This window comes from Streptomyces sp. NPDC008086 (assembly GCF_042957325.1).
In the GTDB taxonomy this organism is placed as follows: Bacteria; Actinomycetota; Actinomycetes; order Streptomycetales; family Streptomycetaceae; genus Streptomyces.
Genome location: NZ_JBIBIA010000006.1, coordinates 214,966 through 234,559, shown reverse-complemented (window position 1 = coordinate 234,559; position 19,594 = coordinate 214,966). Strand labels below are relative to the sequence as shown.

General features: G+C 70.2%; 18 protein-coding genes and 1 pseudogene. 9 read left to right on the top strand and 10 right to left on the bottom strand.

Translation table 11 applies throughout. The features are described from left to right. Positions 1–75 precede the first annotated feature (75 nt). Positions 76–756, top strand: coding sequence for a GDSL-type esterase/lipase family protein (locus ACFZBP_RS22480; protein ID WP_391415494.1), 681 nt, complete (start codon positions 76–78; stop codon positions 754–756). On the opposite strand, the gene ACFZBP_RS22475 is transcribed toward ACFZBP_RS22480, so the two are convergent. Next, a complete protein-coding gene (locus ACFZBP_RS22475; RefSeq protein ID WP_391415492.1) occupies positions 744–1,502 on the bottom strand; it encodes an aminoglycoside adenylyltransferase family protein in 759 nt (252 codons plus the stop codon). The two genes, ACFZBP_RS22480 and ACFZBP_RS22475, sit on opposite strands and share 13 nt — an antisense overlap. Before the next feature lie 197 nt (positions 1,503–1,699). On the opposite strand from ACFZBP_RS22475, the gene ACFZBP_RS22470 reads away from it, so the two are divergent. Next, positions 1,700–2,362 (top strand): 1,4-alpha-glucan branching protein, encoded by a 663-nt coding sequence (locus tag ACFZBP_RS22470; protein ID WP_391415490.1) that lies wholly within the window; start codon positions 1,700–1,702, stop codon positions 2,360–2,362. A gap of 192 nt (positions 2,363–2,554) precedes the next feature. Here ACFZBP_RS22470 and ACFZBP_RS22465 read toward each other — a convergent pair whose 3' ends face one another. After that, positions 2,555–3,481: a nuclear transport factor 2 family protein gene (locus ACFZBP_RS22465; protein WP_391415488.1), complete on the bottom strand. Its 927-nt coding sequence runs from the start codon at positions 3,479–3,481 to the stop codon at positions 2,555–2,557. A gap of 146 nt (positions 3,482–3,627) precedes the next feature. Between ACFZBP_RS22465 and ACFZBP_RS22460 the strand changes: the two genes are divergently transcribed. Beyond that, complete coding sequence (locus tag ACFZBP_RS22460; protein WP_383447326.1) at positions 3,628–4,620, top strand: aldo/keto reductase; 993 nt, start codon at positions 3,628–3,630, stop codon at positions 4,618–4,620. 517 nt (positions 4,621–5,137) lie between these two features. Here the strand turns inward: ACFZBP_RS22460 and thpR are convergent. Continuing rightward, complete coding sequence (gene thpR, locus ACFZBP_RS22455; protein ID WP_383447323.1) at positions 5,138–5,710, bottom strand: RNA 2',3'-cyclic phosphodiesterase; 573 nt, start codon at positions 5,708–5,710, stop codon at positions 5,138–5,140. Positions 5,711–5,736: 26 nt separating this feature from the next. Here thpR and ACFZBP_RS22450 point away from each other — a divergent pair, with 26 nt between their 5' ends. Beyond that, positions 5,737–6,255, top strand: coding sequence for a GNAT family N-acetyltransferase (locus tag ACFZBP_RS22450; protein ID WP_391415485.1), 519 nt, complete (start codon positions 5,737–5,739; stop codon positions 6,253–6,255). Between the two features lie 84 nt (positions 6,256–6,339). On the opposite strand, the gene ACFZBP_RS22445 is transcribed toward ACFZBP_RS22450, so the two are convergent. Next, positions 6,340–7,701 (bottom strand): MFS transporter, encoded by a 1,362-nt coding sequence (locus ACFZBP_RS22445; RefSeq protein ID WP_383447317.1) that lies wholly within the window; start codon positions 7,699–7,701, stop codon positions 6,340–6,342. A 24-nt stretch (positions 7,702–7,725) separates the two neighbouring features. Next, the gene (locus ACFZBP_RS22440; protein ID WP_234765143.1) at positions 7,726–8,163 is read right to left on the bottom strand and encodes a MarR family winged helix-turn-helix transcriptional regulator; all 438 of its coding nucleotides are present in this window, start codon (positions 8,161–8,163) and stop codon (positions 7,726–7,728) included. Between the two features lie 119 nt (positions 8,164–8,282). On the opposite strand from ACFZBP_RS22440, the gene ACFZBP_RS22435 reads away from it, so the two are divergent. Beyond that, on the top strand, positions 8,283–8,465 hold the full coding sequence (locus ACFZBP_RS22435) for a ribbon-helix-helix protein, CopG family (RefSeq protein ID WP_030048376.1): 183 nt from the start codon (positions 8,283–8,285) through the stop codon (positions 8,463–8,465). Between the two features lie 6 nt (positions 8,466–8,471). On the opposite strand, the gene ACFZBP_RS22430 is transcribed toward ACFZBP_RS22435, so the two are convergent. Further along, positions 8,472–9,872 (bottom strand): NCS2 family permease, encoded by a 1,401-nt coding sequence (locus ACFZBP_RS22430; protein ID WP_383447313.1) that lies wholly within the window; start codon positions 9,870–9,872, stop codon positions 8,472–8,474. 148 nt (positions 9,873–10,020) lie between these two features. Between ACFZBP_RS22430 and ACFZBP_RS22425 the strand changes: the two genes are divergently transcribed. Continuing rightward, the gene (locus ACFZBP_RS22425) at positions 10,021–10,335 is read left to right on the top strand and encodes a DUF2530 domain-containing protein (protein ID WP_383447310.1); all 315 of its coding nucleotides are present in this window, start codon (positions 10,021–10,023) and stop codon (positions 10,333–10,335) included. Between the two features lie 99 nt (positions 10,336–10,434). Beyond that, entirely contained in the window at positions 10,435–12,831 is a 2,397-nt protein-coding gene (locus tag ACFZBP_RS22420) for an HAD-IC family P-type ATPase (RefSeq protein WP_391415480.1), read from the top strand. 94 nt (positions 12,832–12,925) lie between these two features. Here the strand turns inward: ACFZBP_RS22420 and ACFZBP_RS22415 are convergent, their stop codons facing one another. The 4 genes and pseudogenes from ACFZBP_RS22415 to ACFZBP_RS22400 form a co-directional block, all read right to left on the bottom strand. Beyond that, on the bottom strand, positions 12,926–13,837 hold the full coding sequence (locus tag ACFZBP_RS22415; RefSeq protein WP_391415479.1) for a hypothetical protein: 912 nt from the start codon (positions 13,835–13,837) through the stop codon (positions 12,926–12,928). A gap of 241 nt (positions 13,838–14,078) precedes the next feature. Beyond that, positions 14,079–14,189: pseudogene (locus ACFZBP_RS22410) on the bottom strand (calcium-binding protein); the annotation flags it as partial. Between the two features lie 137 nt (positions 14,190–14,326). After that, positions 14,327–14,506, bottom strand: a complete 180-nt coding sequence (locus tag ACFZBP_RS22405) for a hypothetical protein (protein WP_391415477.1) — start codon at positions 14,504–14,506, stop codon at positions 14,327–14,329. Between the two features lie 15 nt (positions 14,507–14,521). After that, entirely contained in the window at positions 14,522–15,253 is a 732-nt protein-coding gene (locus ACFZBP_RS22400; protein ID WP_391415475.1) for a hypothetical protein, read from the bottom strand. Positions 15,254–15,842: 589 nt separating this feature from the next. Between ACFZBP_RS22400 and ACFZBP_RS22395 the strand changes: the two genes are divergently transcribed. Next, the gene (locus tag ACFZBP_RS22395; RefSeq protein ID WP_391415473.1) at positions 15,843–18,974 is read left to right on the top strand and encodes a sacsin N-terminal ATP-binding-like domain-containing protein; all 3,132 of its coding nucleotides are present in this window, start codon (positions 15,843–15,845) and stop codon (positions 18,972–18,974) included. Positions 18,975–19,131: 157 nt separating this feature from the next. Next, a complete protein-coding gene (locus ACFZBP_RS22390; RefSeq protein ID WP_391416079.1) occupies positions 19,132–19,497 on the top strand; it encodes an ATP-binding protein in 366 nt (121 codons plus the stop codon). The last annotated feature ends 97 nt before the right edge of the window (positions 19,498–19,594 follow it).

The window sequence follows — 19,594 nt, the reverse complement described above, 5'->3', positions numbered from 1 at the left end:
CGCGTCCTCCCGGCGTGGCAGGCTTCACACCCCGCCCGCTCCTACCCCCAGGTAGCGATCGTCCATCATGAGCGGATGCTCAGGTTCATGCCCGTCGGCGACTCCCAGACCATCGGCAGTGCCGGTGAACACACGTGGCGCTACCGCATGTGGCAGCACCTGCGGGAGACGTACGGCGGCCCGTTCGCCCTCGTCGGCCCGCGCGAGACGCTCTACGACAAGGCGACGGACGCGCCCACGTCGTACGAGTACGCCGACCCCGACCCGGCCTTCCCCCGCGCCCACCTGGCCGGCTGGGGCGAGGGCTGGTTGCACATGGCGCCGCTGATCGGCGAGGCGGTGCGGGCGTGCCGGGCGGACGTGCTGCTGGTGTCGCTGGGCCTGATCGACCTCGGCTTCTACACGAACGCCGAGCAGACGGCGGAGAACGTACGGGCCTTCGTGGCCGAGGCGCGCTCGGCCAACCCCAGGGTGCGGATCGTCGTGCTGCCGGTGATCCCGAACGTCCGTGCCGAGGCGGAGGAACCCTTCGCCACCGAGGTCGCCCGCTTCAACGAACTCCTCGCGAAGGCCTTGGCGGACCTCGACGAGCCGCGCTCCCCCCTCCTGCTGACGTCCCCGCCCCCGTCGTACGACATCCATCTCGACACCTACGACGGCACGCACCCGAACGCGAGCGGTGAGCACAAGATCGCGGAGGCGTTCGCGGAGGCGATGTACCAGGCGTGGGACCTGGGCGAGCCCTACGCGCCCTGACCCTCCTCGCCCCCGATCGCCCGCACGAGGAACTCGGCGCACGGGCGGACCCCGGCCGACAGCACGCCGTCCCGGTGCTCGTCCTCCTCACCGAGGTAGACGGCACGGGCGTGCGCCAGGACGGGCCGGTGTTCGGCGGGGAGCCTCGGAAGGGCCCAGTCGGCGGCGGCGTCCTTGGACCGGATGTCCCCTGTGGCGAGGGTGGTCCAGATCCGCGCCAGGGTGAGGAGGACGTTACGGGTGTCGGTCTCCAGGTCGCCGAGCAGTTCCGGCACCCCGGCCACGATCGCGCGCCGCAGGTCCGCGTGCGGGACGGGGTCGAGCAGGTCGGCGGGCGGCGGGCCGTGCAGCGGGGCGTCCCCGAGCAGCACCATGGTGAGCAGCGGGGCGAGGTCCGGGCTGGGCTCGGGGCCCGGGGTCACACCGCGTTCGTAGTCGTCCCGCAGCCATTCCCCGTACAGGAAGTCGCAGACGGGCGGGTAGCGCCAGGGCCGTACGTCGCCCTGTACGACGACGATGAGCTCGACGGGGCGGGCATCGCCGCCGGACACCTTCATCAACTCCTCCACCAGCACCCGGCGTTGGGCCAGCGTGGTGGGTTCGCGGACGACGACCAGGACGTCGAGGTCGCTGTGCGGGCGGAGGCCGCCGAGGGTGGCGGAGCCGTGGAGGTAGATGCCGAGGACGGTGTCGGGGAGGGTGCGGTGAAGGAGGGGGAGCAGGTGCCGGGTACCGAGGGGCGGCATGTGAGCTTCCTCTCCGTGTCGCGGTCCTGTGCGTATCGTTGTACTGCGCGGCTGCACTCGTCCATGGGGCAGCCGGGGAGGAGCGCCACGATGACCGTCCTTCGCCTTCGGCGGCGACGTCGACATGACCACCACCCTCCTCGGCCTCACCCTGAAAACCGACGAGTTCCCCCGCGACTGATGACAAACTGAGCGGCATGGCCGTCATCCACGACACCACCCTCAAGCCCACCAAGCTCGAACTGCTGGCCTCTTGGCTGCCCACCCGCCCCTGGTACGTCGGTACCAGCGCCCCGGCGTTGACCAGGACCGGCGGCTTTCGGCTGGACGACCCCGAGGGCGAGGTCGGCATCGAGTTCATGGTGGCCACGGACGCCTCCGGCGCCGACCCGGTGAACTACCTCGTGCCGCTCACCTACCGAGGCGCCCCGCTCGAGGGCGCGGAGAAGGCCCTCGTCGGCACGATGGAGCACGGCGTACTGGGCCCGCGTTGGGCGTACGACGGCGCCCATGACCCGGTGCTGGTCGCCCAGTTGCTGGCCCTGATCGAGGGTCGCGTCCAGGCCCAGGCCCAGAGCCTGACCGACACCCCCGACCACGAGGTCGCCCGCTTCTACGCCGGCGACGGCCTGCCCTCCGGGGACTGGCCCATGACGGCCACGGACGACGCCGAGTACGGCACGCGACTCCCGCACCGGGGCGGCGCGACGCTCCGTATCCACCGGGTTCTGCGGCCCACCGCCCCGGACACCGCTCCCCCGGGCGCCATCGGTCACGTCATCGGCGCCTGGCAATCCCCGGACGACACCCGCGCCCGAGCCGTGTTCGCGTCGCTGCACCCGGCCGCACACCAGCTCTGACGACCACGGCACCCACGCCGGCCTCGACCGGCCGACGGCCACCACACCCAACGCCACCCCGAACGGCCGACGGCCACCGCGCCCAACGCCATCCGACCGCCGCCCCGCCCGGCCAGGTCACGCCCGTCAGGAGGCCGGCCCCGCACACCCCCGTACGCCACGAGCGCGGCGCCGGCCTCCTCGACTCCCCTCCTAGAACATCCCGTTGTCGTTCGCCGACGTAGCCGGAACGTCCTGAAGCACGTCCCAGTGCTCCACGATCTTGCCGCCCCGCACCCGGAACAGATCCACCACGGCCTGCCCCCGCTCCCCCGGCACGGCCACGTAGTGACTGTGCACCGCGACGAGGTCCCCCTCGGCGATCACCCGCTTGGGCGTGACCTTCAGCTGCGGGAACTGCTCGAAGAACCCGCCGAGCCCGGCCCTCGCCCCCGCCACCCCGTCCGCGATGTTCGGGTTGTGCTGGTGGTACTCGGGCCCCCAGTAACGGTCGAGCGCGGTGAGATCCTTGCGCACGATCAGTTGGTCGAAGGCCTTGGTCACGAGCCGCTTGTTGTACGCGGTCAGCCACCCCGCCCCCGGCTGCTCCGTCCGCGGCCGACTCACCGTGGAGAACATGTCGTTCCCGTTGGCGGAGCTCGCGGGAACGTCCTGCCCCACGTCCCAGTGCTCGGCGATCTTCCCGCCCTGGAAGCGGAAGATGTCGAAGACGGCCTGGCCGCGCGTGCCCGGCGTCGCGACGACGTTGGAGTGCACGAGCACGAGGTCGCCCTCGGAGATGACCCGCTTGATGTCGTACGAGAAGTCCGGGAACTGCTCGTGGACGGCCCTGCCCAGGTTCTTCAGCGTCTCGGCACCATCGGGCGCCAGCGGGTTGTGCTGGATGTAGTCCGGGCGGACATAACGGTCGACGACCCCGGCGTCGCCCCGCTCGAACACGCCCTTCAGGACGCGGGCGGCCACGTACTTCTGGTACGCGAGGCGCGCCTGGTCGCCGTAGTCGGCATGGTGCGCCGCGCCGCTCGGCGTGGCCGCGAGCGCAGGCGCGGCGGGGACGGCGAGGGCTGCTGCCGCGAGCGCGGCGACAAGGGCCCTGCGGGCAGGAGAGGTGGGGATCACGGTGCCCTCTTTCCAAGTATATTGAAACTTCAAGCTAGTACTCACCAGAGGAAAGCACTAACCATTGGTTAGCGTCAAGGATCATGGCGCCGGAGTGCGGGAAGCGCTTGCCTAGAGCGCACTCCACACGGCTAGCGTGGAGTGCCATGAAGTACACGCAGCTCGGACGCACGGGACTCAAGGTCAGCCGGCTCGTCCTCGGCACCATGAACTTCGGTCCGCACACCGACGAGACCGACAGCCACGCGATCATGGACGCGGCGCTGGACGCAGGCATCAACTTCTTCGACACGGCGAACGTCTACGGCTGGGGCGACAACAAGGGCCGTACCGAGGAGATCATCGGCAATTGGCTCGCCAAGGGCGGCGAGCGCCGCGAGAAGATCGTCCTCGCCACCAAGGTCTACGGCAACATGGGCGCCGACGGCGAGGCGTGGCCCAACCACGACAAGCTGTCGGCCGTGAACATCCGGCGGGCCGTCGACGCGTCGCTCAAGCGGCTGCAGACCGACCACATCGACCTCTACCAGTTCCACCACGTCGACCGCGCCACCCCCTTCGACGAGATCTGGCAGGCCATCGACGTCCTGGTCCAGCAGGGCAAGATCCTGTACGTCGGCTCGTCCAACTTCCCCGGCTACAAGATCGCCCAGGCCAACGAGACCGCCGCCCGCCGCGGCGGCACCATCGGCCTGGTCAGCGAGCAGTGCCTCTACAACCTCTACGAGCGCCGCGCCGAGATGGAGGTCATCCCGGCCGCGCAGGAGTACGGCCTCGGCATCATCCCGTGGTCGCCGCTGCACGGCGGTGCGCTCGGCGGCGTGCTGAAGAAGGAGGTCAAGGGCGGCCGACGCAGCGAGGGGCGGGCCGCGGGCGCCATGTCCGGCCCTGAGGTGCACGCGAAGATCCAGGCGTACGAGGACCTGCTCGACAAGCACGGCCTGGAGCCCGGCGAGGCCGCCCTGGCCTGGCTGCTCACCCGCCCCGGCGTGACCGGCCCCATCGTCGGCCCCCGCACCGCCGAACAACTCGACTCCGCCCTGCGCTCCGTGGAACTGGAACTGAGCGAGGAACTCCTGGCTGACCTGGACGAGATCTTCCCGGGCCCGGGCCCCTCCCCGGAGGCGTTCGCCTGGTAAGGGACGGCGACTTCCGACGCCCCAAGGGGCCCGTTGCCTACTAAAGGGCGGCGACTTGCAACGCTCCAAGGGGCTGTTGCCTGCCAAGCGGCGGCGCCCCCAACACCCCTAGGGGCGCGGGGAACCGCGCGACAAGCCCCCACCGGCCCGCACTGGCAACCGGCGGCGACTTGCGCCACTCCAAGGGGCCGGTTGCCTGCCAAGCGGCGACGCCCCCAACACCCCTAGGGGCGCCGGGAACCGCGCGACAAGCCCCCACCGGCCCGCACTGGCAACCGACGGTGACTTGCGCCACTCCAAGGGGCCGGTTGCCTGCCAAGCGGCGACGCCCCCAACGCCCCTAGGGGCGCGGGGAACCGCGCGACAAGCCCCCACCGGCCCGCAGCCGAACGACGGCCCCACAGTTCCCCGGCGGGCCTACCTGCCCAGCGCCGCCGCCACCGCGACCAGGGCGAACATCAGCACAAGCGCACCGGCCATGATCCGGTTCCGGGTTTTCGGGTCCACGGGACCGAGCCTAACCGGCCCCTCCCAGCGACCAGCGGGCGACCACCTCGTACCGGGGCTGCTCGCCCGCCACCCCGGACGTGGGCAGGCGGCTGCGCACGAGCACCACCGCGTCCACGGTCCAGCTACGGCTGCCGAACTCGTCAAGCACAGCCACATACGGCCGTACGTCCACCGCTGCCCGACTCCGCGCCACCGTGAGGTGCGCCTTGTACCGCCGGTGCTCCCCCATCGGCACCCCGGCCTTCCGCGCCGCGGCCTCGCACCGGTCCGCCAGCAGCCCCAACGTCGCCAGATCCCCCTCCGCCCCCGCCCACAACGCCCTGCCGTGCCCGAACTGGCCGCCCCCGCGCAACGCCAGCGGGAAGGAAGCGGTGCGCCCCGCGGCCCGCTCCAGCCGCGCCGACAGATCCGGTACGAGGTCGTCGTCGACCTCGCCGTAGAAAGCGAGCGTGAAGTGCCACCCGGGCCGGCCGGTCCAGCGCAGCCCGCCCGAGCCGGGCAGGTTCCGCAACCGGGCTACTTCCGCGGCCAGTTCATCGGCCACGTCCTCGGGCGGCAGTACGGCGGCGAAGAGTCTCATGACATCCAGCCTGGCACCATGTCGGGATGGAGATCACCATCAGGGACGGCGGACACGACGACGTCCCCGCGATACTCGGCATGCTCGACAGCTGCGTGGAGTGGCTGGTCGGGCAGGGACGCACCGGACAGTGGGGGACGGAGCCGCTGTCGCAAAACCCCGGGACGCTGGAGTCGGTGACCCGGCACATGAACGAGGGCAGCGTCTTCATCGCCGAGGTCGGCGGCGTCCCGGCCGCCACCCTCACCCTCACCGACGCCCCCGGCGCCTACCTCGCCCACCTCCCGCCGCCCGGCGAGCCCGAGCGTTACATCCACTGGCTCGCCTCCGACCGCCGTTTCAAGGGCCACGGCACGGGCAGCGCCCTCCTCACCCACGCCGCCGAGCAGACCCGCCGAGCGGGCGTCTCCCTGCTCCGCGTGGACTGCTACGCCGGCGCCGACGGCAAGCTGGTCCGCTACTACGAGAACAACGGCTTCGTCCGCACCGAGACGTACACGGGCAAGGACGACTGGCCGGGGCAGGTGCTGGCGCGACGGGTCTAGGGGGTGCGTGCCGGGCGTCGCCCGTAGGCGGGACTTTCGCCCGGCAGGCGGGACTTTCGCAACACCCCCCAGCCCCTCCCCCGGTCACGCCACCGTCGCCAGCTCCTCCTCCCGCCGCTCCCGTGGAACGAACCGCACCTTCGGATGCCCCTGATTCCACCCCACCGACAACCGCAGTCCCCCCACGCGGGCCAGCACCAGGGCGATGACGGCGGCCGCGGTGGCCGTGATCGCACCGCCCGCCGCCAGGCCCGCCCGGACGCCGTACGCGTCCGTGATCCAGCCGGCGATCGGGGCGCCCAGGGGGGCGCCGCCCATGAAGACCATCATGTACAGGGCCATCACACGGCCCCGCATGCTCGGGTCGGTGGACATCTGGATGCTGCTGTTGGCGGTGACGTTGACCGTCATGCCGAACATGCCGATCGGGGCCATGAGCAGGGCGAACAGCCACAGGGACGGGGCGAACGCGGCGACGATCTCCATCGCGCCGAAGGCCACCGCCCCCACGACCAGCACCCGCATCCGGGCCGTACCGCGCCGGGCCGCGAGCAGCGCGCCCGCCAGGGAGCCGACCGCCATCAGGGTGTTGAAGAGGCTGTAGGAGCCGGCGCCGGCGTGGAAGACGTCGTCGGCGAAGGCGGACAGGTAGACGGGGAAGTTGAAGCCGAAGGTGCTGACGAACCCGGCGAGGACGATCGTCCAGATCAGCTCGGGGCGCCCGGCGACATAGCGCAGCCCCTCCCGCAGCTGCCCCTTGCCGCGCGGCGCCCGCTGGACGTCGTACAGCTCACGCGCCCGCATCAGCAGCAGACCGGCGATGGGCGCGACGAAGGACAGGCCGTTGGCGAGGAACGCCCAGCCCGTGCCGACGCCGGTGATCATCAGGCCGGCCACGGCGGGGCCGATCAGCCGGGCCGACTGGAAGTTCGCGGAGTTCAGGCTGACCGCGTTCTGGAGCTGGTCCGGGCCGACCATCTCGCTGACGAAGGACTGGCGGGCCGGGTTGTCGACCACCGTGGCGAGACCGACCGCGAAGGCGGCCAGGTAGACGTGCCAGACCTCGACATGACCGGAGAGGGTCAGGACGGCCAGCGCGATGCCGGTGAGGGCCATGGCGGACTGGGTGACCAGGAGCGTACGGCGCTTGGGCAGCCGGTCGACGAGGACACCGCCGTAGAGACCGAAGAGCAGCATCGGCAGGAACTGCAGGGCCGTCGTGATGCCGACGGCCGTGGCGGAGCCGGTGAGGCTGAGCACCAGCCAGTCCTGGGCGATGCGCTGCATCCACGTACCGGTGTTGGAGACGACCTGGCCGAGGAAGAAGAGGCGGTAGTTCCGGACCTTCAGCGAGCTGAACATCGAGGACTTACGGGGATCGGGGGCGGGCGGGGAGTTGTGGGCGGTCGGTGCGGGGGCGGAGTCTGCTCCGGGTCCCGTACTCAACAGGGTTCGCCTCCTCGTGGCTGCTTACAGATGTGCGAGCTTCTCCAGCACGGGGGCGGCGGCGCGCAGTTTCGCCCACTCGTCCTCGTCCAGGCCCTCGACCAGGGTGGCCAGGAAGGCGTTGCGCTTGCGGCGGCTCTCCTCGAGCATCGCCTCGGCCTGCTCCGTCTTCGTGACGACCTTCTGGCGCCGGTCCTCGGGGTGCGGCTCCAGCCGGACCAGTCCCTTGGACTCCAGCAGGGCGACGATGCGGGTCATCGACGGCGGCTGGACGTGCTCCTTGCGGGCGAGCTCACCGGGGGTGGCCTTGCCGCAGAGGGAGAGGGTGCCCAGCACCGACATCTCGGTGGGGCTCAGCGACTCGTCGACCCGCTGGTGCTTGAGCCGACGCGACAGCCGCATCACGGCGGAGCGCAGGGAGTTCACGGCGGCTACGTCGTCGCCATGGGTAAGGTCCGACATGTTGTTTAGAGTAACTCATTACCCTGACTAAGGACCACCCGATGCGATGTCACTCATCCGGGTGATCCGGTGGCGGAACGTGACACGCGGGACCGACGTATGCAGAGACCCTCGTGTCCATGGGGACCAGCGTGCTCAGCCTGCGGATAGACCACGAGCTGCTCGAGCGACTCAAGGAGCATGCGGCGAAAAGAGGAATGAGCGTCCAGGACTATGTCGTCCGGACGCTCATCCGCGATGACTTCGACGAGCGGTTCCAGTCCGCGGTCGAGGAGACAGAGAAGTTCTACGGGCTTACGTGAGAGGGCTTACGTCAGCCCCAGCGCCGGCATCAGGTAGTAGAAGCCGAAGACCGCCGCCACGACGTACATCGCCACCGGCACCTCACGCCCCCGCCCGGCGGCCAGGCGCAGCACCGCGAAGGTGATGAAGCCCATGCCGATGCCGTTGGTGATCGAGTAGGTGAAGGGCATCATCAGCATCGTCACGAAGGCCGGGATCGCGACCGTGTAGTCGGCCCAGTCGATCTCCTTGACGGAGTTCGCCATGATCAGGAAGCCGACCGCGAGCAGGGCCGGGGTGGCCGCCTGGGACGGGACCATCGTGGCGACCGGCGTCAGGAACAGCGCCACGGCGAACAGGGCACCGGTGACCACGTTCGCGAAGCCGGTACGGGCGCCCTCGCCGACGCCGGCCGTGGACTCCACGAAGGCGGTGGTGGCCGAGGAGGAGCTGGCGCCGCCCGTGGCGACGGCGAGGCCGTCCACGAACAGCACCTTGTTGATGCCCGGCATCTGCCCCTGGGCGTCGGTCAGCTTCGCCTCGTCGCTGACGCCCATGATCGTGCCCATGGCGTCGAAGAAGCAGGACAACAGGACCGTGAAGACGAAGAGGACGCCGGTCAGCGCGCCGACCTTGTCGAAGCCGCCGAACAGGCTGACCTCGCCGATCAGGCCGAAGTCGGGGCTGGCGACCGGGTTGCCGGGCCACTTCGGGGTCGTCAGGCCCCAGGACGGCACGTTCGCGACGGCCTCGATGATCACCGCGAGCACGGTCATCGCGACGATCGAGATCAGGATCGCGCCGGAGACCTTGCGGACGATGAGGGCGAGGGTGAGCAGCGCGCCCAGGACGAAGACCAGGACCGGCCAGCCGTTGAGGTGACCGTCGCCGCCGAGCTGGAGGGGCACGGTCGTCTGGGCGACGTCCGGGATGCGGGAGACGAAGCCGGAGTCGACGAGGCCGATCAGCATGATGAACAGGCCGATGCCGATGGAGATGGCCTTGCGCAGGCTGTAGGGCACGGCGTTCATGACGCGCTCACGCAGCCCCGTGGCGACGAGCAGCATGACCACGAAGCCGGCGAGGACCACCATGCCCATGGCGTCCGGCCAGGACATGCGCGGCGCCAGCTGGAGCGCGACGACCGAGTTCACGCCGAGTCCGGCGGCGAGCGCGATCGGTACGTTGCCGATGACACCCATGAGGAGCGTGGTGAACGCGGCCGTCAGGGCCGTCGCCGTCACCAGCTGTCCGTTGTCCAGCTGGTGGCCGTACATGTCCTTCGCGCTGCCGAGGATGATCGGGTTCAGCACGATGATGTAGGCCATCGCGAAGAAGGTGGCGAAACCGCCGCGGATTTCCCGGGACAGGGTGCTGCCCCGCTCCGAGATCTTGAAGTAGCGGTCGAGTGCGCCGTATGCGGGCATGCTTTGGCTGTTCCTACGAAGAGAAGTGGTCAGGCATAAACCGTTTCAGTATGAACATATAAAGCCGAGAACGGCGATCTCCGCGCGTAGATCCGCGTGGATCCGATCGCCTCGAAAGTGGATCCGATCGCCTCGTAAGCTGTCCCCCATGGCGAAGTGGACCCCCAAGCACGAGGCGCCGGAGCCCCTGGAGGGCCCCGTGGTCGCCACCATCACCGGCGGCACGATCCTGTGGTTCGTCCTCTTCGTCGTCCAGCTCCCCTTCTACGGCTGGTTCGACGACCGCGACCTCACCTGGTGGGTGTGGACCTGTCTGGCCGGCGGCGGACTGGGACTGATCGGCATCTGGTACGTCCGCCGACGCGATGCCGCTCTCAAGAGGGCGGCGGCGGGCGGGGCTCCGGAGACGACGCCCGGGCCGGAGTCGAAGACCGAGCAGTCACCGGCGCCGTCCGCCGACTGACCCGGCCGTACGACCCCGGTACGACGCCCGTCCTCCCCAGGTCGGAACTTCCGTTCGCTCGGCGGGTGAAGCCGTAAATCCGCACGTACCGTCGAATGCATGACGCATGCCGACGCGGGCACCGAACTGGACGACGCCGTGCACCCCGCCACCGCCCCGGTGGCGACGGGCGGGCTGACCGAGGCCGAGGTGGCCGAGCGGGTCGCGCGGGGGCAGGTCAACGACGTACCGGTGCGCAGCAGCCGGTCGATGGCGGACATCGTCCGCGCCAACGTGTTCACCCGGTTCAACGCGATCATCGGCGTGCTCTGGGTGATCATGCTGTTCGTCGCGCCGATCCAGGACAGCCTGTTCGGGTTCGTGATCCTCGCCAACACCGGCATCGGGATCATCCAGGAGTGGCGGGCGAAGAAGACCCTCGACTCGCTCGCGGTGATCGGCGAGGCCCGGCCCACGGTGCGGCGCGACGGGGTCGCCGCCGAGGTCGGCACGTCCGAGATCGTGCTGGACGACCTGATAGAGATCGGGTCCGGGGACAAGGCCGTCGTGGACGGGGTGTGCGTCGAGGCCGACGGGCTGGAGATCGACGAGTCGCTGCTCACCGGGGAGGCCGACCCGGTCGTCAAACGGCCCGGGGACCGGGTGCTGTCCGGCAGTTTCGTCGTCGCCGGCGGCGGTGCCTTCCAGGCCACCAAGGTCGGCCGCGAGGCCTACGCCGCCCAGCTCGCCGAGGAGGCCTCCCGCTTCACCCTCGTCCACTCCGAGCTGCGTTCCGGCATCTCCACGATCCTCAAGTACGTGACGTGGATGATGATCCCGGCCGCGCTCGGCCTGATCATCACCCAGCTGGTCGCCAAGGACAACGAACTCGACGACTCGATCGCCCGGACCGTCGGCGGCATCGTGCCCATGGTCCCAGAGGGCCTCGTCCTCCTCACCTCGGTCGCCTTCGCCATCGGCGTCATCCGGCTCGGCCGCCAGCAGTGCCTGGTGCAGGAACTCCCCGCCATCGAGGGCCTCGCCCGCGTCGACACCGTCTGCCTCGACAAGACCGGCACGCTCACCGAGGGCGGCATGGACGTCACCGAGCTGCGCACCCTGGGCGGCAGCGACGAGGACCACGTACGCAAGGTGCTGGGCGCCCTCGGCGAGTCCGACCCCCGCCCGAACGCCTCCCTGCAGGCCATCATCGACGCCTACCCCGACGCCGAGGACTGGCGCTGCACCGAGTCCCTGCCCTTCTCCTCCGCCCGCAAGTACAGCGGCGCCACCTTCAGCGAGGGCAACGGCGAGGCCGGCACCTGGCTGCTGGGCGCCCCCGACGTGCTGCTGCCCGCCGACGACCCGGCCCTGGCCGAAACCGATCGGCTGAACGAACAGGGCCTGCGCGTCCTGCTGCTCGCCCGCGCCGGCCGCGACCTCGACGATCCCGACGTGGCGGAGGGCGCGAAGCCGGCCGCCCTCGTCGTACTGGAACAGCGGCTGCGGCCCGACGCCGCCGACACCCTGCGCTACTTCGCCGAGCAGAACGTCCGCGCCAAGGTGATCTCCGGGGACAACGCCGTGTCCGTGGGCGCGGTCGCGACCAAGCTCGGGCTGACCGGGACGACGGTCGACGCACGCCGGATCCCGGGGGACAAGGACGGGATGGCGTCGGCCCTCGACGACGGCACGGTGTTCGGGCGGGTCACCCCGCAGCAGAAGCGGGACATGGTCGGCGCGCTCCAGTCGCACGGGCACACCGTCGCCATGACCGGGGACGGTGTGAACGACGTCCTCGCGCTGAAGGACGCCGACATCGGCGTGGCGATGGGCTCGGGGTCGGAGGCGACCCGGGCGGTCGCGCAGATCGTGCTGCTCAACAACAGCTTCGCGACGCTGCCGTCGGTGGTCGCCGAGGGGCGGCGGGTGATCGGGAACATCACGCGGGTCGCGACCCTGTTCCTAGTCAAGACCGTCTACTCGGTGCTGCTGGCGCTGATGGTGGTGTTCTGGCAGGTGGAGTACCCCTTCCTGCCGCGCCATCTGACGCTGCTCTCCACCCTCACCATCGGCGTCCCCGCCTTCTTCCTGGCCCTCGCGCCCAACAAGGAGCGCGCGAGACCCCACTTCGTACGGCGGGTCATGCGGTACGCGATCCCGGGCGGTGTCGTGGCGGCCGTGGCGACCTTCGTGACGTATCTGATCGCCCGTCATCACTACACGGGCGAGGGCGCGTTGGACGCCGAGACCAGCGCCGCCACGCTGACGCTCTTCCTGATCTCGATGTGGGTGCTGGCCATCATCGCGCGCCCGTACACCTGGTGGCGGATCGCCCTGGTGGCCGCGATGGGGTTCGGTTTCCTGCTGGTGCTGGTGGTGCCCTGGCTGCAGGAGTTCTTCGCGCTGCGGCTCGTCGGGGTGACGATGCCGTGGATCGCGGTGGGGATCGCGGTGGCGGCGGCGGCCGCCCTGGAGTTCACGTGGAGGTGGGTCGACCGCCGTTTCCCCGCGTAGCCTCTGCGCTGGGCCTGGGCCGGTGAGCACCGGGGGTCTCTGCCGGCCCGTCGCGGCTGGTCGCGCAGTTTCCCGCGCCCCTTGGGGCGTTGTCCTACCGGACGTCTACGAAGTCGCCCGCAGCCGTGGCCGCCGGGGTCGTCGTCGTGCCCGCGAAGGTGTAGCGGAAGTAGCCGTCCTGGGTGGCCTTGACCGTGGTCTTCAGGTCGCCGGTGGCGTTGGTCTTGATGGTCTTGACCGTGGTGTAGGTGTTGCTGTTCTTCTTGCGGAACTGGAGCTTCACCGGCTGCTCGACATAGCCGTTGTACGTCCCGCGGTCCCAGTTGGCGCGGGAGAGCTTGCCGGTGACCGTGATGGTCTTGCCCTTCTTCACCGGCTCCGGCGCGGCGTTGACCGTCAGCTTCGAGAAGCGCTGCATCAGCGTGGTGCCGAGGCCGCTCTGGCCCTTGTAGCCGACCTTGGTGATGTCGAAGGTGTCGCCGCCCGGCTTCTGGCCGTTGAAGGCGGTGGCCTCGGCGGCGGCCCGCCACGTACCGGCGTCCGTGTTGACCAGCTCGTGGTCGCCCGGGTAGACGTCGATGGTGCCCTTGCAGGTGGCGGTGGTCGGGGAGGTCGCGGTGCACTTGGCCGGCTTGTTGCCGTAGAGCATGTTGTCCGGCGCGGTGGCGGAACCCCGGTAGATGACGGGGTCGGTGATGAAGTCCGCGGCGCTGATCTTGACGTCCGCGCCGTGGGTCAGCGTGTACGTCACCGTGGTGGAGACGTGGTTGGTCGTGCCGACCTTGACCGCCTTGGCGATCTTGAAGTTGGCGAAGGAGACGTTCAGGGCGTACGGCTTGCCCTCAGCGGCCGGGGCCCTGTCGGACGCGGCGTGCGCGGCCTGGCGGACCTTCGCGACCTCCGCGCGGTAGGCGGCGGCGGAGTCGTCGGCCTGGGCGGCCGGCACGGCGAGGGCGGAGAGGGCCAGGGCGCCGGAGACGGCGGCCACGGTGGCTCTGATGCGCATGCGTTCCCCTGGTACGGAAAGGGGCCCCGCTGGTCGTCGTTCCCTGCACTGCTGGTCACATCGGGGCCCGGGTGATCGTGGGACCTGTTGGTCCATGTGATCAGATAGGCGCCGGGCGTGGCCGGTTGTGCGGCACGGGCGGAATCTTCGTGAGCTTCGTCACGAACTCCCTTGTGTCACAGGGAGTTCGTGACGCGTGCCCAGTCCTTCTCACGGCCTGTCGGCCTTGTGGTTCCGGCGACTACCGCACGTCGACGAAGTCACCCGCGGCGCTGACCGCCGGGGTGGTCGAGGTGCCCGCGAAGGAGTAGCGGAAGTAGCCGTCCTGGGTGGCCTTGACCGTGGTCTTCAGGAGCGAGTCACGGTGCAGACTCGCTTAGAGGCACTCGACCTGCGAGGGGAGGACCGACGACCGTGACACCACCTGGCCAGCTCTGCCGGGAACCAACCCGTACAGGGCAGGCCGCCGGGAGGCAGAAGTCACTTCGTCTAGGATCCCGCCTTCTCTTTGTCCTTACGGCGATGATGACGAACCGTAAAGACGACGGACGCGACGAGCGCCGCCAGCCACAACGAGATCTCGATACCGCCAAAGCCAGACCCAAGCACCAGCAGAATCAGGGCAAAGACGGCGAGGACGGCAATCAATGATCCGACGAGCGACTTCATTTTATCCCGCTCTCCTTAAACGCCGCTTCCGCCAATTTTGGTCTTCCCGGTCCCATAGACCTTGACCTTGGCCCACGGATGAAGGGTCGCATAGCAGCCGTATTTAAAGACACACAACTCCACCTGCCTCTTCATCGTCGATGAAGCCGACGCTGCAGGAGTGCGCGACTTGGTATTTACGATCCGCTTGCTTTCTATTTTGATCCCAGCGACCTTATCCTCATCTGTGAAGTCATCATAGCGCTGCCCCCACTTGAGCACCTTCGAGCCATTATACTGAAACTCGGCATAAGTGTGGTACTTGAAGATGGTCATTCCCGTGTAGCTGCGGTGAGTATGGGTGATGTGAGTCATCTTCCACCTCGTCTTCCCCCGCAAGCCCGAGGGAGTGGATGCCGCTTCACCCTCGGGGTCGATCTCGGGTTCCGCCGTGCTGACGTTCTCTTCGCCAGCCTCGCTAGGTACCGCCTCCTTGGGCGGCAAAGTGCCTCGCGCTGCAGCCAAAGCCAGCTCGGCCGCGATCCGTGCCTGATCCGCCGGAGTCACGGCGTCAGCGTTCGTGACTACAGAGTCAACGTCGACCTCGACAGGTCGAGTGACATCCGGAACCACGGCCGCAAGTTCCGGAATCGAGCGCACCAAAGCCACGTCCTCCTGCGTCCAGCTGCCATTGAAATGGCGCTGAACCGCCAGACGGATTTGCTCATCGGTCGGCTCCGCTGCATGGGCAGCGGGCGCCAGCGCCACCGTCAGGAGAGTCGCCGTAACAACAGAACTCAAAGCTGCGAACGGGCGTGAATACCGACTCTTGGAAAGCAAGGAGACCCCCAGTTTCTTTAGGGAGAGTTCACCCCGGTCAGGCAGATAGCACGACAAAGGGTTCGATGACCGGTCAAGTCACCCCCCGAACTCTCGTTCCATAAACTAGAGGAGCGCTCAAGCCCACCGCAATGAGTAAGAGCGATCTTGAGGAAGAACTGAGCTTGATATGGCTTGAGAGCAATCGAGATCCGCGACAGAGGACCTCCTCTCGTGTGCGGGTGCGGGGTGCGGGGTGCGGGGTGCGGGGTGCGGGGTGCGGGGTGCGGGGTGCGGGGTGCGGGGTGCGGGCAGGACGAAAACCCGTCGAGTACCCAATGCCAACCTGGCGACAAAGCCCACCTCATGGCCTGACGCACCAGCCGAGCAACAAGTTCCGTAGGACGACACTGACGGCGAGTCCCCAAGAGCGCGCCCACGTGGAAAGCTCAGCCGCCTTGCTGCCCGCCGACGCCGACCGGCACATCGACACCACATCGGCGGTACCTTCAACATCACGCCGATGAGGAGAGTCAACGTGAGCAAGTTCGTGCGGCCCGCGGCCGAAGGCGCCGACCCCTTCGGTACGGCCCGTCTGCGGCGTGGAGTGGTGGGGGCCTGGGCCACCAGCCCCGCCCGTTTCCGGGAGGACGCCAACGCCGAGGAGGACCTCGTTCTCGGCGGGTACCGGGACCGGCTCGTGGTCGAGCTCGCTCAGAACGCCGCTGACGCCGCCGCCCGGGCAGGGGTTGCCGGGCGCCTTCGGCTCACCCTCCGTGAGGGTGTTCTCGTCGCCGCCAACACCGGGGCGCCGCTGGACGCGGCCGGTGTCGAGTCGCTGTCCACCCTGCGCGCCTCGGCCAAGCGGGAAACGGCGTCCGTCGGCCGCTTCGGCGTCGGGTTCGCCGCCGTCCTCTCCGTCACCGACGAGCCCGCCGTCGTCGGCCGGCACGGCGGTGTGCGGTGGTCCCTGGCCGAGGCCCGGGAGCTGGCCCAGGAGACCGCGCGGCACAGCCCGGGACTCGGGGACGAGATCCGCCGACGGGACGGACACGTGCCCTTGCTGCGGCTGCCGTTCGCGGCCGAGGGGACCGCCCCCGATCCGTACGACACCGCCGTCATCCTGCCGCTGCGCGACACCGCGGCCGCCGACCTCGCCGAGCGGCTGCTGCACTCCGTCGACGACGCGCTGCTCCTCGCCCTGCCCGGGCTGGAGGAGGTCGTCATCGAGGTCGGCGACGACGCCCCGCGCACGCTGCGGCGCCGGACCGACGGGCCCTTCACGGTCGTGGAGGACTCCCGCGACGGCGTCGACGGCGTCACCCACTGGCGTACGGTCGCCGCCTCCGGCCCGCTCACGCCCGAGCTTCTCGCCGACCGGCCGGTGGAGGAACGGCTGCGCCCCCACTGGTCGCTCACCTGGGCCGTCCCCGTCGACGCCACCGACAGCACCCCGGCCCGCCCCCGCACCGCCCCCGTCGTCCACGCGCCCACGCCCAGCGACGAACCCCTCGGCGTCCCCGCCCTCCTCATCGCCTCGTTCCCCCTGGACACAACCCGCCGGCACGCCGCCCCCGGCCCGCTCACCGACTTCCTCGTGCAGCGCGCGGCGGACGCGTACGCCGAACTGCTCGCCGAATGGCGCCCGGTGAGCGAGGGCGTCATCGGCCTCGTCCCCGGGCCGCTGGGGAAGGGGGAGCTGGACGGGGCCCTGCGGCAGGCGATCCTGGAGCGGCTGCCGCGCACGTCCTTCCTGCCGCCCGCGGTCGAGCCGCTCGAGCACGACTCCGAGCTGCCCGAGTCGCTGCGGCCGCGGGACGCCGAGGTCGTCGAGGGCGCCGGCGCCGACACCGTGCGGGTGCTGGCCGAGGTGCTGCCGACGCTGCTGCCCGCCGGACTCGAACGGCGGGTGGAGCTGCGGACGTTGGGCGTCTCCCGGGTCCCGCTGACCGACGCGGTCGACCGGCTCGCCGGGCTGGAGAAGGAGCCGGGCTGGTGGCGGCGGCTGTACGACAGCCTCGCCGGGGTCGACCCGGACCGGCTGTCCGGCCTGCCGGTACCGCTGGCCGACGGGCGGACCACCATCGGGCCCCGGCAGGTCCTGCTCCCCACCTCCGACGGCGCCCCCGTCGACCCCGAGGTCCTCACCCGCCTCGGCCTCAAGGTCGCCCACCCGGACGCCGCGCACCCACTCCTGGAGAAGCTCGGCGCCCTGCCGGCCACGCCCCGCGCGGTCCTCACCACTCCGCAGGTACGGGCCGCCGTCGCCGCGTCCCTGGACGACGACGGTGGCGTCAGCTGGGAGGAGGACGCGCCGGACGCCGAGGAACTGGCCGACGCCGTGCTCGCGCTGGTGCGGGACGCCGGCCTGGAGCCCGGTGACGAGCCGTGGCTCGGCGCGCTCGCGCTGCCCGACGAGGAGGGGGAGCTCGCGCCCGCCGGTGAGCTGGTGCTGCCCGGCAGCCCCTTCGCGCAGGTCATGCGCGAGGACGAACTCGCCGCCCTCGACGCCGAACTGGCCGACAAGTGGGGCGAGCAGCCGCTGGCCGCCTGTGGTGTCCTCGCCAACTTCGCCCTGGTCCGGGCCACGGACGTCGTCCTCGACCCGGATGAACTGGAGCCCCGCGAAGGGGACTTCGCCGAGCCCGACGACGCCGGTCTGCTGGACGCGGTCGACGTCTGGTGCGAGGACATCCTCGACCGCTTCCCGGACACGCCCGTACCGCCCGTCGCCACCGAGCTGATCGCCGTACGTGATCTGGACCTGGTCGACGACGACAAGTGGCCGCAGGCCCTCGCCCTGCTCGCCCAGCCGCCGCTGCGGGACGCGCTGACCCAGCAGGTGCGGATCCTGCTGCCCGACGGCACGCACGAGGTCGTACGGCCGTACACGGCCTGGTGGCTGCGCGGGAACCCGGTGCTGGACGGCCGCCGCCCGGCCGGGCTCCTCGCCTCCGGCGGCGACCCGCTCCTGCGCGGCCTGTACGACGAGGCCGACGCGACCGGCTTCGACGACGAACAGGTGCTGCGGGCCCTCGGCGTGCGCACCTCCGTCGCCGCGCTGCTCGACGAGCCGGGCGGCGCCGCCGAACTCCTCGACCGCCTCGCCGACCCCGACCGCCCGGTCACCGCCGCCCAACTGCACGCCCTGTACGGCTCCTTGGCCGACCTGGACCCCGAGCAGGTCACCCTGCCGGACGAGCTGCGGGCCGTCGTCGACGGGCGGGTCGAGGTCGTGGACGCGGCCGACGCGGTGGTCGTCGACTCGCCGGACCTGCTGCCCTTCACCGAGGGCGTGCCCCTGCTGCCGGTCCGGCCCGCCCGCGCCGCCGAACTGGCCGAGCTGTTCCAGGTACGGCGGCTGAGCGAGTCCGTCACCGGCGAGGTCACCAGCGAGGGCACCGAACACGACGTACCGGAGCCGGTGCGGGTGCTGCTGGGGGCGCGGACGCCGGAGTCGTACGTCGAGCACGAGGAGCTCGTCGTCGACGGGGTCGAGATCGACTGGCGGCTGACCGACGACGGGGTGCTGCACGCGGCGACCCTGGAGGGCGTGGCCGCCGGGCTGGCCTGGGCGGCGGGGCAGTGGCCGCGGCGGTTCGAGGTGGCGGCCCTGCTGGAGGATCCTTCGCGGACGGGGGAGCTGGCGCGGGACCGGTGGTTCGACTGAGCACCGAGCACGCTGGGAGCCGGGGGCTGAACGCGGGAGACCATCTCCTTGGCAGCCCTGCGACCCGGGTGCCTCACCAGGGTCATGCGCGGAGCGACTACCTGCGCAACGGCCCTCCGCGACGAGGTCGTCGGTAGAAGCGCAGATCCAGCGGGCCATCCAGTTCTGGATCGACACCGACCCACGGCAGCCAAAGGGCAAGTGCCGTGGGGTATCCAACGCCGTCACCCACGCCCGCGTCCCGGGCCGGGACTTCCTCCTGCTGCTCCACGTCGTCGGCGACACCCTCCGTATCGAGGTCACGGACACATGCGGCGACCGCTTCCCGCACCCCCAACACATCACCCCGGAAGCCGAGTCGGGCCGGGGGCTGCTGCTCGTCGAGGCGTTCGCGGACCGTTGGGGATTCTCCGAGGGCCCGGCGCCGCGCAAGACCGTGTGGGCCGAGATCGCCCTTCCACCGATCGCCAGAAATCGGTGCTGCGGCGGGTCGAGCGGTCCCCTCGAAGAAACACGAGGGTGAAAGAACCCGACCAAACCCACCCCCTCCCTCCGCCCGCAGCGCAAACTCACCCACTCGGGTGAACATCACCAACTCGGCTGGATTCGGAACGGGTTGC